This is a genomic window from Dyadobacter sp., assembly GCF_039919315.1.
Taxonomy (GTDB): Bacteria; Bacteroidota; Bacteroidia; order Cytophagales; family Spirosomataceae; genus Dyadobacter.
In genome coordinates this window covers 108,386-126,446 of the sequence record NZ_JBDSFX010000092.1, presented here as the reverse complement: position 1 = coordinate 126,446, position 18,061 = coordinate 108,386, and the positions used below count along the sequence as shown (strand labels likewise).

Genomic DNA, 18,061 nt, shown 5'->3' with positions numbered 1-18,061 from the left:
CATGAGTGAGCTGATAGAAAAATTGAACTGGCGCTATGCGGCCAAAAGAATGACCGGAGAAATAATACCTCAGGAAAAATTAGATAATATTCTGGAAGCCATCAAACTGGCCCCTTCTTCTGCAGGAATGCAACCATACAATGTCCTGGTAATCGATAATAAAGAAATTAAAGAAAAAATCCATAAAATAGCCAAGAATCAGCCACAGATCCTGGAATCGTCTCATTTGCTGGTGTTTGCTGCCTGGGAAAAGATCACGGTCGAAAGTCTGGACAAGTACATGGACCTGATTGCGACCACACGCAGCGTTACAGTCGATTCGCTATCTGCGTTTCATTCGAGCATTTCGGGCGGAATTTTGAGCAGAACTGAGGAAGTCAATTTTCAATGGGCTGCCCGGCAAGCATATATCGGCCTGGGCCACGCATTGATCGCGGCTGCCACCGAGGACGTCGATGCCACGCCGATGGAAGGATTTGATGCTGCTGCATTGGATGAAATTCTTGGTTTGAAAGAAAAAGGGTTAAAGAGCGTCGTGATCATGACATTAGGCTACCGGGATAACGAAAAGGATCCTTACGTGAAGGCCAAAAAAGTTAGAAGACCCCATGACGAATTTTTCATTAACGTGTAATGTTGATTAGAAAACTCATTTAGATATGAAAGTTGAAATTTGGAGTGATGTAATGTGCCCGTTTTGCTATATCGGGAAAAGGAAATTTGAAAAGGCTTTGGACCAATTTCCCCAGAAAGACAAAATTCAGGTGGAATGGAAAAGTTTCCAGCTGAACCCGCAAATGAAAACGGAACCCGGCAAAAGCATTAACGACTATCTTGCCGAAGTAAAAGGCTGGACTCCCGACTACGCACAGCAGGTGAATGACCACGTGACCGGTCTGGCCAGCGAGGTAGGCCTGGAATATAATATGGATAAGGCGGTAGTAGCCAACTCATTTGATGCACACCGTTTTGTACAGCTTGCCAAAACCAAAGGATTGGGCGACGCGGCCGAAGAACAGCTTTTCAAAGCGTATTTCACGGATGGAAAAGACACTTCGAATCTGGATACTTTGGTGGAACTTGGAGTTGAAATCGGATTGGATACCCACGAATTAAGAAAAGTACTAGAAGGCACCCTTTTCAGTGACGAGGTTCGAAAAGATATTTATGAAGCTCAGCAGGTGGGAGCAAGAGGCGTTCCTTTCTTTGTGCTTGACCGTAAGTATGCGGTTTCAGGCGCTCAGCAGCCGGAGACATTTCTCGGAGCTCTGGAGCAATCATTCACTGAATGGCAGAAAGCAAATCCGGAGCCCTTGGTAACATTCGGAGAAGGCGATGTGTGCACCACAGATGGCGAATGTAACTAAAACAAGCAGTAAACATTCATAAACGGAGTATGCGATAGAAAAGCATGCTCCTTTTTTGTTTGCCAGTTTCAAAGTGCATCACTGGTACGGTTATATAAGTAATCATAAAAAGACGAATCAGTAATTTCGTCTAAATTGTGCTTATTGCAATAACCGACCAAAACCTCTATGCGCTTTGCCTTGTTTCTGATGCTTTTTATTGGCCTCCGGCTCTGTTCCGTAGCAGGCGGAATAAAAGGACGAATCACCACAAAGCAAGGAGAAGCGTTACCATTCGCCGGTATTGCGGTGAAGGGCACCAGCAATGGAACGATGGCTAATGAGGACGGAGAGTACGAATTCAGCCTGCCTACTGGAAATTATGACATTATATTCCAATATCTCGGCTTTAAAAGTGTTTCCCGCAGCGTCACGATTACCAATGACTTTCAGGAACTGAACATTACATTGGAAGAGCAGGCATTGAATCTTCAGGAAGCAACCATAGGTAAGGGAAAAGAAGATCCGGCGTACAGTATTATGCGCCGCGCCATTGCCAAAGCGCGTTTTCATCAATTGCAGCTCAGAGGTTATACTGCCAAAGTATATTCAAGAAGCACAGCATTGCCTACTAAAATTCCCTACCTGGTCGAAAGAAGGCTCAAAAAAGAAGGTATTCAGGAAGGAAAAGCCATTATTAATGAGAGTGTTGCAGAAATCAAGTACCGTCGGCCGAGTAGTTACACCCAGCGTATAGTCTCTACACGTAACAGTCTGGATAACAGTATCCCATCCCCTAATGAGTACATTCTGGCCAGTTTGTACAGTCCTGAAATAGCCGGGACCATCTCCCCGCTTTCTCCCAAAGCTTTTGCTTACTATAAGTTCGAATATGAAGGCTATTTTGAAGACCAGGGCCAGCTCGTCAATAAAATCAAGGTCATTCCAAAGGCTTATGGAGAAGGCGTTTTCAAAGGCAGCCTCTTCATCCTCGAAGACCGCTGGGCGATCCATAGTTACGACCTTCAGACTACTACTAGTGGATTGAATATTTCAGCCAAACAAATATTCAGCCCCGTTCAAAATGTGTGGATACCAGTAAATCAACAGTTTAGGATCAATGGAAGCTATCTCGGTTTTGCCGGAGAATTTCGCTATCTGGTTTCTTTAACTTATGAAAAACTCGACATTGACCCAGGATTAAAAGAAGACATTGTCATCAACGACCACAAAAAGGACGACATTGCCAAAGAAAATAACCGTAAAAAGGACCTCGACGATCTCATCAAAGATCAGAAAGAATTTTCGACAAAAAATTTCAGAAAACTGACCAAGGACTACGAAAAGGAGCAGAAGAAAGAGCGGAAAATGGAAGGTGGCAGTGACAGGCTGGTCAGGCAGGATTCCATTGTGATTGATTCTATGGCTAATAAGCGGGATACCACTTATTGGCAGGCGTTGCGCCCGATCCCGCTCACGAAATCCGAAGTTTCGAGTTACGTGATGCAGGATAGCATTAAGGTCGTCAAAGATTCATTGAAGGTAAAGTCTAAACCTGATTCGCTCTATTTCAAAACTCAGCATCTGGTCACCGGTAACACTTACACCCTGGGAAATCGGGCCACGTTTTATTTCAAAAGCCCTTTGCTTTCCATTAGCTACAATACCGTGGAAGGAAACGCCGTTAACCTGATCACCGAATGGCAAAAAAAATGGGGTAAATCTCACTATTTCAGCGTACGTCCAACGGTACGATATTCGGCCGGCAGGAAAAGGCTTTATGGCAATCTGGAAACCAATGTCGGCAATCATAATTGGAACCTGATGCTGCAAGGTGGCGAAATGGCCAGCCAGTTCAACAATAACGATCCTATCCCCCCATTGCCCAACAGTATGGCAGCCCGGTTTTTCGACCGGAATTTCATGAAGCTTTACCAGAAACAATATGCAAAAGCGGAATATTCGATAAGGAACGTCGCCGATATTGTCAGCTTCAATGCGGGCCTGGAATTTCAGCATAGGAAAGAGTTATTCAACCAGGAAAGTGCGAAACCGATCTTTTTCTGGCGGAGATACAGTTTTACCCCAAACAAGCCTGTCAGTAAGGAATTAGCAGATACGGGTTTCCCGGAACACAATGCATTGTTACTTGACCTCACCGTCACCCTCCGCCCGTGGAGACGCTACCTGATCCGAAATGGCGAAAAGAGGTACATTAGAAGTAAAGGACCCTCATTCAGTGTGAATTACAACAGAGGAATGGGTTTCGCAGGTGACGTGGACTACTCCCGATTGCAGGCTACGATCCGTCAGAACCTGAACCTGGGGCCGAGAAGTAATCTAGAATACCTGGTGAATGGAGGGAGTTTTTTGAGCAAAAAGAAAATGTACTTCCCCGACTACCGCCACTTCATGGGTAACGAGTTCTTTTTCCAATATACCTACCCGCCCGATCAGTTCCGAATGCTGCAATACTATCGTTACAGCACCGCATCATGGTTTTTTCAGGCGCACGCTACCTGGAATCTCCAACGTTTTGCGCTCACACGGATTCAGGCACTACGCGTGACTGGCCTGTCTGAGACGCTGCAGCTACATTACCTGCGGGTGCCTACGATCAGGAATTATACCGAGGCTGTTTATGGCATTGATAACATTCTCCGTGTAATCCGGCTGGAAGCCGTCGCGCAATTCCATGGGAGTCATTTCAAAGCCATGGGCTGGCGCGTCGGCACTTCCATTAAATTCGGGAGATAGCTATTTCGTTTTTTCAGCTTTAAATCGTGGAACCACTTTTGAGGCCATCGGATAAGCATTGTTATCAGGATCGATATCAGCCATTCTCTGGCTTGGATCGATCACGATACGCACGATTTCAGAAAGATCTTTGCCAATGGTAAATGCATATTCGGGATACGTCCAGCCCCAGTCCGGTAATAGCGTGGTTTTAGAATACAATTTCTCTTCTTTCTCGCCCCTCATAATTTCCAGGGGAATGTAAAAATTCTCCTGCGTACCATCCCGGTAACTGACCACGACGTCCAGCGGCATAGGCATTTGGCCTACCCTTTGCAATACTACATCCGTTTTGCCTCCATTGGCAGTCACTTCTTTCAATCCGTAGTCGATGGTTTTGGTGGTTCCAATAAAATCTTCCCAATACCAGTCCAGTTCTAGTCCTGATTCTTTTTCAATGATGCGTTTTAAATCTGTAGGATTAGGATGTTTGAATTTCCATTCGTTAAAATAGCGTTTCATACCGCTCGAAAGCTTGTTCTTGCCAATAATGTAACCCAGCTGGTTCAGGAACACCGCGCCTTTGTAATAACTACTGATACTGTATGATTTGTTGGTATTGAAATGATCGGCGTGCGTGGTAAGCGGCTCCTCCTGCCCGGATTTCGCCAAAGTCCGGTAGCTGTTTGCACTACTTCTCTGCGGGTCGGTTCTGGAAGGGAACAGTTCGGCCATGACAATGTTTTGCGCATAGGTAGTAAACCCTTCATCCATCCAGGAATATTTAGACTCGTTGGTTCCCAGCAACATCTGAAACCAGCTGTGGATAGACTCATGCACCACCACACTCACAAGGCTTCCCAGATTCTGACGGCCCGAAATCAGCGTGGCCATCGGATATTCCATACCACCGTCGCCGCCCTGGATAATGGAGTATTGTTTATAAGGATACCGTCCGAATTTATCGTTCATCATCTTAAAACTACGAACAGCCAGCGGCTCCATGGCTTTCCACGCCTCGGTTAACGTATCCGTCTGGTAAAAGAAATGCAGATCCAGGTTGTCGTCGACCTTCACAATGTCGTGCTTGTAATCGCGGTCGGCCGCCCACATAAAGTCGTGCACTTCCGGTGCCACGAAATGCCAGGTCAGCTTATCGCCAGGCTTATGCTTCACTTCCTCTTTCGTATATCCGTGCCCTATTTTTTCAGGATTCTGAAGGTAGCCGGTAGCAGCCACCACATAGGAAGCATCCAATGTGATTTTCACATCAAAGTCGCCCCAAATTCCGTAGAACTCCCTGCCGATGTAAGGATTGGAATGCCAGCCTTCATAGTCGTATTCGCACATTTTGGGATACCATTGTGCCATGGAGTATGCGATACCTTCATCATTATCCCTTCCGGTACGCCTGATCTGGACCGGTACCTGTCCTTCAAACACCAAATCAAAAGTATGTTGGGTCTTTGGAAGGATCTTCTCATTCAATGTCACTTCGAGTATGGTTCCCACCACCTCGTACTTCAATGATTTACCATTCTGTTTAAGTGAGATGATTTTCTCGTAACCGATTTCCGAGAGGGATAATTTAGAAATGCGGTCTTTGACGCGCGGATCGGGGTCGCTGATGCTCCTCGAACGAACGTCCATCTGGCTACCCGGCTGAAACGCGTTGAGGTAGAGATGATAAAATACCTTGTTCAGCGTATCGGGTGAATTGTTACTGTAAACCAGTTTTTGGGTCCCTTTATATTGATGCTTGACCGCGTCAAACTCCACATCCATCTGGTACTTGGCCCGCTGCTGCCAGCGGTCGTTTTGCGCTGATACTTGTAAAACAATACCGGTCAGCAAAAGCGCGATCAGTTTAAACTTCATTCTAAATTTAATCAATGGGTTAATATAATTGTCGGATACTGCTGAATCTCAGTACTTAAACAGGGAAAACGGATTTAATGTATAATTTGGGAATCATTCTCTACATAAAATCAGCGCATTCTTCTCCTCAAAGCCTGTTTTTACTGTAAAATTCGGGTTTTATGGTTGATCGGCTTTTGGCACATAATTGGTAAAAGCTTCATTATATAAGATTTTATAAAAACCTTAACATTTGTCAATTATGCTTAGATGGACCGTAATATTTCTGATTGTAGCTATTATCGCCGGTGTACTTGGATTCGGTGGGATAGCTGCGGGAGCAGCAGGAATTGCTAAAATACTTTTCTTCGTATTCCTGGTGCTATTTGTGTTGAGTTTGATTAGCCGCGGAGTCGGGCGATCCTGACGCACTTGCAAGATCATTATAAACGAGAAAAGCGGATTTAGGTCCGCTTTTCTCGTTTAAGCCTTTTACTCCCATTCAATGGTTGCAGGTGGCTTGGAAGAAATATCATACACTACTCTGTTGACTCCCTTCACTTTATTGATAATGTCATTCGAAACTTCCGCCAGGAATTCGTAAGGCAAATGCGCCCAGTCGGCGGTCATACCGTCTACAGAAGTTACCGCCCTTAGTGCCACTACGCTTTCGTAAGTTCTTTCATCACCCATTACACCTACGCTTTGTACCGGCAAAAGCATTGCGCCAGCCTGCCAAACGTCTTTGTAAAGGTCCCATTTCCTCAAACCTCCGATAAAAATAGCGTCCACTTCCTGTAAGATAGCTACCTTCTCAGGGGTGATCTCGCCCAAGATACGAATGGCTAATCCAGGACCAGGGAAGGGATGACGGCCCAATATTTTTTCGTCGATACCTAATGTTCTGCCTACTGCACGTACCTCGTCTTTGAACAGAGTATTAAGTGGCTCAACGATTTTCAGCTTCATAAAATCAGGCAAACCACCCACATTATGGTGTGATTTAATCGTTGCAGATGGCCCTTTAACACTCACAGATTCGATCACGTCAGGGTAAATAGTACCCTGACCAAGCCATTTAACTTCTTCAATTAAATGTGCTTCCTGATCGAAAATATCGATAAATGATTTCCCTATCGCTTTGCGTTTTGCCTCAGGTTCACTGATTCCCGCCAACGATTGGTAAAAGTGTGATTTGGAATCAACACCTTTGATATTAAGCCCCATATCCTGATAAGAATGAAGTACTTCTTCAAACTCGTTCTTGCGGAGCAATCCGTTATCTACAAAAATACAGTACAGGTTTTCTCCCACCGCCTGATGCACCAATGTGGCCGCCACAGTAGAATCGACTCCGCCTGACAATGCCATCACCACCCGATCATTACCCAGTTTATTGCGCAAATGGCTAACTGTTTGTTCTACAAAAGATTCCGACGTCCAGTCTTGCTTGCAGCCACAAATCTTGGCTACAAAGTTGTACATCAGCTTTTTACCTTCCGTAGTGTGGGTTACCTCCGGGTGAAACTGAATACCATAGCTCAGTTCATCTTCAATTTTGAATGCAGCCACTTTGACTGATTCGGTAGAAGCGATGATGTGAAAGCTCTCGGGAGTACGTACGATTGTATCTCCGTGTGACATCCATACCTGCGATGATTCCGACAAACCGGCCAGTAATGATGAATCAGTATCATCTATTTCCAGGCGAGCGCGGCCATATTCACGATGCTGTGAAGGTTTTACATCGCCTCCCAATTCCTGCGCCATGAGCTGAGCTCCATAGCACACGCCCAATAAGGGCACTATTTTACGAAATTGGTCCAGATCAACACGAGGAGCGTCAACATCGCGAACGGAGCAGGGGCTTCCTGATAAGATGACGCCTTTGATATTTGGAGTGAGGTCGGGGAAATTATTGTAAGGGTGGATTTCACAATAAACATTAAGTTCACGAACGCGTCGTGCGATTAATTGAGTATACTGTGAGCCAAAATCTAAAATAAGAATTTGTTCAGTCATATATATATGCTATCTAAAACGCAAAGGTAGGGAGATTGACCGAAACCAAAAAACGAAGTGCGATCTTCGTAAGCAAGGGCTACCAGACACAGTCCTTATTAATTTTAACTTTTCTAAGTTTAATTTGTACAACTGCCGCGGTGCCTGTATCTTTGGCTAAATTTTCAATCATACAATTAATATGAATCAAGGAACAGTAAAATTCTTTAATGACTCTAAGGGATACGGGTTCATTAAAGACACAACAACAGGAGAAGATTATTTTGTACACATCTCCGGTCTGGTTGACGAAGTTCGCGAAAACGATGACGTTACTTTTGACCTTCAAGAAGGACGTAAAGGCCTTAACGCGATCAATGTTAAGCTTGCCTGATCAGGACTTAATATAGAATTTCAAAAAGCCGCTTCCAACGAAGCGGCTTTTTTATTGACCGTTCATCATTTCACAACACTATTTGACCACTTAAACTTTTTTTCTCCCTACGTGCAACTTTCTTTATTCCCTTTGTATCTATCAGACGAAAGATAGGCACACGCACTCCATTTATATAGCAGAAAAACCACTTATGTAATCTAAGGTTCTATGTTATACAAAGTACTTACTTTTACAATGTACCGGAAGAAAAAAAATGCCTCTGTTACATTGACCATAATCTATTAGCCATGAAATTCTTATTGAACCTAACTGTAGCATTGCTACTGAGTGGAAGTTTTGTGCTTGCGCAAACACCCGCTGCCATTACTGGAAAAGGAAAAGTATCGGGAGCCATTCTCGATGAAAAATCACAGCCATTCCCCTTCGTGAATGTGCTTCTCCTCAATGCCAAAGATTCCGTGCTTGTAAAAGGCCTCGCCGCAGATGACAACGGAAAATTCCTTTTCGAGCAGGTAGAAGCCGGAAAGTACATGACGCTGGTATCGATGGTAGGGTATCAAAAAAGTTACAGCGCTACTTTTCAGGTGAAAGACGACGCCGTTAACCTGCCCATCATTACGCTCAAAACGGATACCCAATCTTTGAATGAGGTAACCGTGGTAGCCAAAAAACCTTTCATTGAGCAACAAATTGACCGCACGGTCATCAATGTTGAAAACAGCATTGTTTCCGCTGGCGCTACTGCCCTGGAAGTACTCGAAAGAGCTCCCGGCGTCACCGTTGATCAGCAGAATGAACAGCTTAAACTGCGTGGAAAAGAAGGCGTTATCGTCCAGATCGATGGTAAGCAAACATTCCTCTCCCAACAGGAACTGATCACACTCCTGCGGAACACGCCCAGCGACAACATTGAAAAAATTGAGCTGATCACTAATCCGTCGGCTAAATATGACGCCGCCGGTAATTCCGGGATCATCAACATTAAGATGAAACGTAATAAAAATTACGGTACCAACGGTAATGTGAACCTGGGCGGCGCCTGGGCAAAATATGGCCGGGCCAATGCCACTGCAACGATCAATCACCGGGCTGGCAAAATCAGCACGTTCATCAATGGAGGCGCATTTTACAACAAAGGCTTCAACAATAATGACATTTACCGCAAGATCCCTTTCGAAAATAAGGTGACCATTTTCGATCAGAAAACGGAGCGGATCAACGAATCGCAATACTATAATGTAAGAGCCGGGCTGGATTATTTTGCAACCGACAAAACTACGGTAGGTGTACTCGTTTCGGGCTTCTTTAATGATTGGAGCAACCCGTTCGGACAAACCAACACCCGCATTCTGAATGAAGACCTGAGTCTTCAGAGAACATTCCGTACCAATGTTTTCAATGGTGGTAAGATGACCAACATCAGTACCAACGCCAACTTCAAGCATCAATTCGACGACAAAGGCAAGGAGCTGACGTTTGACGTGGACTATGTCAATTACGGCGGCAAAAAGAACAGCAACCTTGATACCCGCTATTACAAACCCGACGGCTCAAATGACGGAAATCCCGAAAATGTGAGAAACAACATGCCTTCCGACATCAACATTGGTGTAGCGAAGCTGGATTATACCCAGCCATTGTGGAAAGGCAAAATGGAAACAGGCTTGAAAGCAAGCTATGTAACATCCGACAATGACATGGTTTTTGAAACCAAAACAGACGAATGGGTGCTTGACCCCACCCGCTCCAACCGGTTCAAATACACGGAGAATGTCAATGCGGCTTACCTGAATTACAGCGGCAGCCTTTCGAAAAAAGTAAAATACCAGATAGGGGTTCGTGGAGAGCACACGCATTCCATCGGCAACTCGGTGACATTGAACCAGAAACGCGACCGAAACTATATAAATCTTTTCCCAAGCGTGTTCCTGTCCAATCAGCTGGATACCAATAACGTGATCAACCTCTCGTACAGTCGCCGGATCGACCGCCCGAACTACCAGTCATTAAACCCCTTCGAATTTTATCTGGATCCATATACATTCCAAAGAGGAAATCCGAACCTAAGACCGCAGTATACCAACTCATTCCAGCTCGTACACGTTTACAAAAATTTCCTGAATACGACATTGGCATACAGCCGGATCAAGGATATGATCGCTGATGAGCTACCACAGCAGATCGCTTCGGAAAACAAAACATTCGTGACATCGGATAACCTGGACAACCAGGATAATGTAAGCCTTACCGTCTCATTTCCGATCAAAATCGCCAAATGGTGGAATGTACAGACCAATTTCACGGGTGTATACAATCACTACAACTCGATTTACCTCGAAGAAAAGCTGGAAATCAAGCAGGCGTCTTGGAATATGTATGCGAGCAACCAATTTACCATATCGAAAAACTGGTCTGGGGAGATCTCGGGATGGTATAATAGCAGAGCATTTTACGGACTGTATGCCGCTAAACCAATGGGAATGCTGAATGCAGGACTTCAAAAAAATATCCTGAATAAGAAAGGAACAATACGTTTCAATGTCAACGACATTTTCTGGACCAACCGTTTCCGCGGAAAAGCGATTTACAAAGACATTGATTTCAATGTCAAATCTCAATGGCCAAGCCGCCAGTTCAGACTGACATTTACTTACAATTTTGGCAATCAAAATGTCAAGGGTGCCCGCCAGCGCAATACCGGTTCTGATGATCTTCAGAAACGTGCGAACGGCGGTAGTTAGGTTGGAATCCCGGCCAAACGCAGCAACGGCTGTCGTGGTCGATATTCATAAATTAGTTAGGTTTGTTATGCAGAAAATCCATCTCGCGCTATGCGGGATGGATTTCTTATTTTAAACAAAACCTAAATGTAAAATACTACGCTTCCAAAGCTGCAACGCCGGGAAGTACTTTTCCTTCCATGTATTCCAGCAAAGCGCCGCCGCCCGTAGATACGTAGCTAACACGGTCACCGTAACCTGCATTATTAATAGCAGAAGCAGAATCGCCACCACCGATCAATGAGAATGCATCGTTTTCTTCGGTAACAGCTACTACCGCTTTTGCGATTGCATTGGTTCCTTTTGCAAGATTAGGGAATTCAAATACACCCATTGGACCATTCCAAAGCACTGTTTTTGAATTTTTAACGATATCAGCGAAGATCGCAATGGTTTCAGGACCAATGTCCAGTCCTTGCCATCCGTCAGGAATCTCCCCTGCTTTCACCACTTTCAATTCGGCATCATTACTGAATTTATCAGCGATAACCGTATCAACCGGAAGTACCAGGTTCACACCTTTTTCCTTGGCCTTTTTCACCAGTTCCAAGGTCAGATCCTGCTTATCGGCTTCCAAAAGTGACCCTCCGATGCTTCCGCCTTGTGCTTTCGAGAATGTATATGACATCCCACCACCGATAATCAGGTTATCCACCTTATCGATCAGGCGTTCGATGATCAAAATTTTATCAGATATCTTGGCACCGCCCATGATGGCTGTAAAAGGTCTTTCGGAATGATCCAGAAGTCTTTCTGCATTATCCAGCTCAGCCTGCATCACATATCCGCAAACTTTATCCTTAAAAAACTTACCGATCACAGCCGTAGAAGCGTGTGCGCGGTGAGCGGTCCCGAATGCGTCCATGACCCATACATCGCCCAGTTTGGAAAGCTTTTCAGCAAATTCTTCACTGCCTTTTTCTTCTTCTTTGTAAAAACGAAGATTTTCAAGCAACAAAACTTCACCCGGTTTCAATGCACCTGCCAGTTCAGTTGCGCTCGCGCCAATACTGTCGTCAGCGAATTTCACAGTCTTGCCCAATATCAGTGATAATGGGTTCACAAGGTGTTTTAGAGAATATTTTTCACTCGGTCCGTCTTTTGGGCGTCCCAAATGTGACATTAAAATAACAGAACCTCCGTCGTTAAGAATCTTGCTGATTGTGGGAATTGTCGCACGGATACGTGTATCGTCCGTGATCTCAAATTTGTCGTTAAGCGGGACATTGAAATCCACGCGAACCAAGGCTTTCTTGCCTGAAAAATCATAAGAATCTAATGTAGTCATGGGCAGATAAAATTGTTTTCCATAGGAAACAAATGTAAACCAATTTCTTTATTAAATACTATATGATTGAGAAAAGGCCGCTTTCATAATAGGTATAATGCAATTTTTGCTTTCAATTTTTCTAAAAAAATCGCGTTTAACCAAATTTTAATATCATGTAGCCGCCAGTCACCGTGACCGCCTGGCTGCCTTATTTTCTTTACCGAAAGTTGGCAACTTTTCACCCTCCAAAATGATTTATTTGGTAACTTTATCATTAAAACCAATTCACTTCATCCAGTTTTGAGCGACGTACTTCCGAATCCATTTGTCCAGAATTTCGAGCTTCCCACGGAATTCCCGACAGATCTTCCACCCAAATATTACCATGCCTATTTTGGCTACGTCCTGGAATTTGTCAGGAAGCGGTATGCCCATGTACTGAATGAAACGGAGCTTGCTTTTCTGGATGGGTACGATTCGCTTTCGGAAGACGCGCAATGTCTGTTTATCCGGTTCAGCAACAGAAGCAAGTCATTTTTCAGGGTCAATAGCCTCTCCTACTCCGAAATCACGGACCTCCCTGCCGTCCTGAATGAACTGCTCGAAAAGGAATTCATAGAATCACTCTGCGATGCGCATGAGAGTCGGTTTGCGGAGATCATGGAGCTGTTCACGAAACCGGAACATCTGGTATTCACCAAGATGCTCGAACCGGAGATTATGCCTTCCAAAACCATCAAAAAGCCTGATCTGGTGCGCTGGCTGATGTATGAATATGATTTCAAAACACTTTGCAAGATTATTTCGCAAACCGAGGCGGTGGTCAAGGTTACTTTTGAAGTAGAGGTAATGGTGATGAAATTCCTGTTTTTCGGGAACAGGAATGCGGATATGACCGAGTTTGTGATCCGCGACCTGGGCCACGTACGCTTTCAGTCGTTTGACGAGCAGCATTTGTCTATTCAGTTTGAAACGAGGAAGGATATGGACGACACATTGATGGTTTCGCTGATGAAGGAAACTTTTGACGGCATGAAACACGAGCTGCCGCCCGAGGAAATTTTCGACTGGTTTATGAACTGGCACGTAGCCGACGGCACCGGGCTTAGCCAAAAAGCACAGCCATCATTCAACTCGTTCATTTTGAGGGTAAGCGCCTGGCTCGAACGCAAGAAAATGTTATCCCAGGCACTCAGCATTTACCAGCTTACCAACGATGCACCGGCGCGCGAAAGGCGTGTGCGGCTGCTTTACAATCTCGGCGAAATCGACGAAGCCATCGCGCTTTGTGAAGAAATCGCAGAAAATCCCCAAAATGCTGACGAGCGTTATTTCAGCCTTGATTTTTACGAAAAAATAAAAAATAAGAAAACCAGGGTCGTGAAGCGAACAACCCAGGCGCTGAAAGCTGCGGAGGCGATAGAAATACCAGTGATGTACCGATACCAGGTGGAACTTGGCGCGATACATTATTACCGGGCGCAGGGCTACCAGGCATTTTTTAGTGAAAACGAGCCCTGGCGTGCATTGTTCGGACTACTGTTTTGGGACATTATATATGATACCAATGTCAAAACCATTCACAATCCATTACAGCGCATTCCGTCCGATTTTTTTCTACCAGACTTTTACTACAAAAGGTCGGCTCAGCTCAAAGAGAGATTGGAAGCTGTTCATTCAAGAGAAATTATAGATGAACTGGTTAGCAGAACCTATGCTGAGAAGTATGGCATTACCAATGTACTTGTGCCCTGGTACGATGGCGCCCTTGACAAAGTATTGACACTGACTTCTCTGCTCAGCCCTGAAAAGATCCATGCGATCATGCTCGAAATTGCATTAAACCTGCGGGAAAACACACGTGGCTTTCCCGACTTACTGGTTTGGAATGATTCAGAGTATGCTTTTATTGAAATCAAATCCCCTACGGATCATTTGTCCTCGCGGCAGCTGCACTGGCAGCATTTCTTTGCAGAACGTGACGTGCATAGCAGGATCGTGCGGGTGAACTGGATCAAGGAACCTGCTACTCCAATGTAAACTCGGCTACTACCGGCAAGTGGTCAGAGGCGTATTTTTCGTCAATTACCCTGGTTTCGCCGCCTTTTAGGTTGCTTCCTTTTTTAGACATGATGAAGTCAATGGTCTTGTTGGGAACTTCAACGGGGATCGTAGGCTTGCATTCCGAGCAGGTCCTGGTGAAATATTTATCGAAATAGGCGATCACGGGACTTTCAGGAACCGCATTGAAGTCGCCTGCCAGTATCATTGGAAGCTCGGTTTTCCCAAAACTTTCCATGATTTTTTCAGCCTGCAAAAGTCGGTTTGGCTCTTTCAAACCCAAATGTGTGCTGGCAAAAATGATTTTCTGTTTCGAAGGTAAAGTAACCGTTACGGCTGCAATCGTACGGTTTTCCTCCGGTTTATCGGCATGAATTGGCAATGCAAATCTTGCAGAATCAATGATCGCATACTTGCTCAAAACAGCCACACCATAATCTCCGCCCTGGTGATCAATGGCTTTGGAAAAATAAAAATACATTCCGGTCAACTCGGCCAGCTGCTGCGCCTGGTTTTTGCCTTTTCCGGAGCGTTCCGTATTCACATCTACTTCCTGCAATGCGACAAAATCAGGTTTTTCGGAGTTAATCACTTTCGCAATCGCCTCGACATCAATTTTATCACCGGCAGACGGCGGGTTACAATGGTGAATGTTGTAGGTCATTACCTTGAAGCGGAGTTTTTTAATGGGCTGGTCAGTCTCCGAATTGGCGAAAACAGTAACAGAAAGCAGGGTAAGCAGAGTCAAAAGGGTATTTTTCATAAAGAATAAAAGGATTTAGGATATTGAAGAGCCAAAAATAGTGGATAGATTTAAATCCGTTTGCTATCATTACACATCAATTAACTAAGCATAACCAAATGATAAAGAAAATACTGCTAACCGTTGCCGTTATGGCCGGTTTCGGGACGTCTTTTGCTCAAACCAAACCGGAGGATGTAAAATCTTTCACATTGGCCAATGGAATGAAATTTCTGGTGCTCGAAGACAAATCCATTCCTAATGCGAATATGTACCTGTTCTGGAAAGTCGGTTCCAGGAATGAGGTGCACGGTATTACCGGACTCTCCCATTTTTTCGAGCATATGATGTTCAATGGTTCCAAAAACTTCGGCCCGAAAGAATTTGACCGTTTTATGGAAGCCAATGGCGGCTCCAACAATGCATATACCACTGAAAACGTAACGGTTTACACCGACTGGTTTCAAAAAGACGCATTGGAACCGATTTTCAAACTCGAATCCGATCGCATCGCCAGCCTGTCCATTGATCCGAAAATGGTGGAAAGCGAGCGCGGCGTGGTACTTTCCGAGCGCAGTACCGGTCTGGAAAATAGTAATTACCGCCTCATAGGCGAGCTCGTACAATCGGTAGCGTTTCAGGAACATCCCTATATGCTGCCAGTGATCGGCTTCGAATCCGACATTAAAAGCTGGACGCAGCAAGATTTGGAAAACTATTTCAAAACTTACTATTCGCCGAATAATGCCACCGTGGTAGTGGTAGGCGATGTCACTTTCGATCAGGTAAAAAAACTGGCCGATCAATACATGGCACCTATTCCTGCCCGTGGGTTACCTCCTAAAATCAGGACCGTGGAGCCTCCGCAGAATGGGGAAAGAAGGGTTAATGCATATAAGGACATTGCCACACCGAATATTCTCATGGCCTACCATGTTCCGGAAACCAAGCACGAAGATTACTATGCCCTCGACCTGCTAAGCAGCTTGCTTACTTCCGGCAATTCGTCCCGGCTTACTAAGTCGCTGGTCATGGATTCTACACTGGCAACCAATGTATCCAGCTTCACAGACCAAAGTTTCGACCCTAGTCTGTTTGTGATCTTTGCCATTGCCGGAAGCAACGTCTCCGCCCCGGACCTGGAAAAAGCCATTGACAATCAGATCGGCATGGTGATCAAAGACGGCGTGAAGGATGAGGAACTTCAAAAAGTAAAAAATCAGAAGCTGATGGAATTTTACCATTCGCTGGAAACCATTAACGGGAAGGCCAATAGTCTGGGCAGTTATGATGTGTTTTTTGGAGATTATAAAAAGATGTTCGAAGCGCCGGATTTGTACAAAAAAGTCACCGTGGAGGATATCAAGCGGGTTGCTGCGAAGTACCTGACCGATCGCAACCGTACTGTGGGCTATCTCCTGCCAGAGAAATCGAAATAGCCTGAAACTTCACTGACATTCATTCATAAATTTTGATATATGAAAAAGATACTATTTGTGCTTTTGGGACTGATCACACTTTCGGCCTCGGCGCAAAACAATTTTAAGGTACCTGTCTACGAGAAATTCAAACTCAAAAACGGTCTGACCATTTACCTGATGGAGCAGCACGAAGTTCCGCTGATCAACGTATCAGCTGTTTTTGACGCAGGTTCTATCAATGATGGTGACCGTTACGGGCTCGCCAGCATTACAGCCGACGCATTGCTTTTCGGCACTGAAAAATACACCAAGCCGCAAATCGAAGAAATGACCGATTTTGTCGGTGCCAGCATTAATACCTATGCAGGCAAGGATATGGCAGGTATTACATCTTCGTTTGCCGTGAAAGACCAGGAAAAACTGTTTGACATTATCCAGCAGGTACTCATGCATCCTGTGTTTGACAAAACGGAATTTGACAAACACAAGCAGCGTACTGTTCAGGATCTTGTGAGACAAAAAGAAAGTCCGCGCGCTGTGATCAACAACTATTTGAATGCATTCATGTTCAAGGATTTTCCTTATGCAACGCCGGGCGACGGTATTCCCTCCACCATTGAAAAACTCTTAGCAACCGACGCAAAGGCCTTTTATGAAGGCAATTACACATCCGGACGCGGCGCGATTGCCATAGTGGGTGATTTCAAAACTGCGGATATGAAGAAGAAAGTGACAGCGCTTTTTGGTACCTGGAAAACAGCACCCTACCGGATGGTAAAACGGGTTGCTCCTAACCTGGATTTTGACAAAAGCCGCGTCCTGCTAGTTGATAAACCTGACGCAAGAGAAACTACTTTCGTCATCGGCGGTAAAGGAATCGATTATAATTCAACAGATTACGTACCTGTTTTGGTAATCAATACCATTCTCGGCGGCCGCTTTACTTCCTGGCTGAATGATGCATTACGCGTCAATTCAGGACTTACTTATGGTGCAAGAAGCAGTTTTGCGCGATACAAATTCGCCGGAACTTTCGCGATCAGCACATTTACCAAGAATTCGACGACAGTACCTGCTCTGGACATGGCGTTGCAGGTATTGGATAGTCTGCACAAGAGCGGCATCAATGAAGAGATTTTGTCGTCTGCCAAAGCATACGTAAAGGGCAGTTTCCCGCCTGCGTACGAATCTGCTGGTGCACTTGCAAGGCTCCTCACTGATATGCATGTTTACAACTTCGACGAAAATTTCATCAATACATTTCAGGCCAAAGTCGATGGTTTGACGACTGCTCAGGCAAAGGAGATCATTTCGAATTATTTTCCAAAAGACAAATTGCAATTCGTGCTGATCGGCAAGGCGAACGAGATCCGGGAGCAGGTGAAAAAGTATGGCGAGATCACCGAAAAGCAGATCAAGGCGGACGGTTTTTAAAATACAATAAACCGGG

The 18,061-nt window shown here is 44.9% G+C and carries 13 protein-coding genes; 9 read left to right on the top strand and 4 right to left on the bottom strand.

The features are described from left to right. The first annotated feature begins 1 nt into the window (after position 1). The 3 genes from ABIO93_RS27425 to ABIO93_RS27415 all read left to right on the top strand — a co-directional run bounded on the left by ABIO93_RS27425 (position 2) and on the right by ABIO93_RS27415 (position 4,103). Positions 2–634 carry an NAD(P)H-dependent oxidoreductase gene (locus ABIO93_RS27425; RefSeq protein WP_348073205.1) on the top strand — a complete coding sequence of 211 codons (633 nt, stop codon included), beginning with the start codon at positions 2–4 and terminating at the stop codon, positions 632–634. Between the two features lie 25 nt (positions 635–659). Further along, positions 660–1,367 carry a DsbA family oxidoreductase gene (locus ABIO93_RS27420; protein ID WP_348073204.1) on the top strand — a complete coding sequence of 236 codons (708 nt, stop codon included), beginning with the start codon at positions 660–662 and terminating at the stop codon, positions 1,365–1,367. A 168-nt stretch (positions 1,368–1,535) separates the two neighbouring features. Beyond that, on the top strand, positions 1,536–4,103 hold the full coding sequence (locus tag ABIO93_RS27415; RefSeq protein ID WP_348073203.1) for a DUF5686 and carboxypeptidase regulatory-like domain-containing protein: 2,568 nt from the start codon (positions 1,536–1,538) through the stop codon (positions 4,101–4,103). Here the strand turns inward: ABIO93_RS27415 and ABIO93_RS27410 are convergent, their stop codons facing one another. Next, positions 4,104–5,960 (bottom strand): M1 family metallopeptidase, encoded by a 1,857-nt coding sequence (locus ABIO93_RS27410; protein WP_348073202.1) that lies wholly within the window; start codon positions 5,958–5,960, stop codon positions 4,104–4,106. A gap of 241 nt (positions 5,961–6,201) precedes the next feature. Here ABIO93_RS27410 and ABIO93_RS27405 point away from each other — a divergent pair, with 241 nt between their 5' ends. Further along, positions 6,202–6,366 carry a DUF1328 family protein gene (locus ABIO93_RS27405; protein ID WP_026628251.1) on the top strand — a complete coding sequence of 55 codons (165 nt, stop codon included), beginning with the start codon at positions 6,202–6,204 and terminating at the stop codon, positions 6,364–6,366. Between the two features lie 65 nt (positions 6,367–6,431). Here ABIO93_RS27405 and guaA read toward each other — a convergent pair whose 3' ends face one another. Beyond that, positions 6,432–7,961, bottom strand: a complete 1,530-nt coding sequence (gene guaA, locus ABIO93_RS27400) for a glutamine-hydrolyzing GMP synthase (RefSeq protein ID WP_348073201.1) — start codon at positions 7,959–7,961, stop codon at positions 6,432–6,434. A 181-nt stretch (positions 7,962–8,142) separates the two neighbouring features. Between guaA and ABIO93_RS27395 the strand changes: the two genes are divergently transcribed. Both ABIO93_RS27395 and ABIO93_RS27390 read left to right on the top strand, forming a co-directional pair. Then, complete coding sequence (locus tag ABIO93_RS27395) at positions 8,143–8,334, top strand: cold shock domain-containing protein (RefSeq protein ID WP_348073200.1); 192 nt, start codon at positions 8,143–8,145, stop codon at positions 8,332–8,334. 290 nt (positions 8,335–8,624) lie between these two features. Then, positions 8,625–11,078: an outer membrane beta-barrel protein gene (locus ABIO93_RS27390; protein ID WP_348073199.1), complete on the top strand. Its 2,454-nt coding sequence runs from the start codon at positions 8,625–8,627 to the stop codon at positions 11,076–11,078. Positions 11,079–11,214: 136 nt separating this feature from the next. Here the strand turns inward: ABIO93_RS27390 and ABIO93_RS27385 are convergent, their stop codons facing one another. Next, positions 11,215–12,405, bottom strand: a complete 1,191-nt coding sequence (locus ABIO93_RS27385; protein ID WP_348073198.1) for a phosphoglycerate kinase — start codon at positions 12,403–12,405, stop codon at positions 11,215–11,217. Positions 12,406–12,687: 282 nt separating this feature from the next. On the opposite strand from ABIO93_RS27385, the gene ABIO93_RS27380 reads away from it, so the two are divergent. After that, entirely contained in the window at positions 12,688–14,427 is a 1,740-nt protein-coding gene (locus tag ABIO93_RS27380) for a VRR-NUC domain-containing protein (protein WP_348073197.1), read from the top strand. Here the strand turns inward: ABIO93_RS27380 and ABIO93_RS27375 are convergent. Further along, positions 14,414–15,211 (bottom strand): endonuclease/exonuclease/phosphatase family protein, encoded by a 798-nt coding sequence (locus ABIO93_RS27375; protein ID WP_348073196.1) that lies wholly within the window; start codon positions 15,209–15,211, stop codon positions 14,414–14,416. The genes ABIO93_RS27380 and ABIO93_RS27375 overlap by 14 nt on opposite strands. A 98-nt stretch (positions 15,212–15,309) precedes the next feature. On the opposite strand from ABIO93_RS27375, the gene ABIO93_RS27370 reads away from it, so the two are divergent. Both ABIO93_RS27370 and ABIO93_RS27365 read left to right on the top strand, forming a co-directional pair. Next, positions 15,310–16,629 (top strand): pitrilysin family protein, encoded by a 1,320-nt coding sequence (locus ABIO93_RS27370; protein ID WP_348073195.1) that lies wholly within the window; start codon positions 15,310–15,312, stop codon positions 16,627–16,629. A gap of 39 nt (positions 16,630–16,668) precedes the next feature. Next, entirely contained in the window at positions 16,669–18,045 is a 1,377-nt protein-coding gene (locus ABIO93_RS27365) for a pitrilysin family protein (protein ID WP_348073194.1), read from the top strand. Positions 18,046–18,061: the final 16 nt, after the last annotated feature.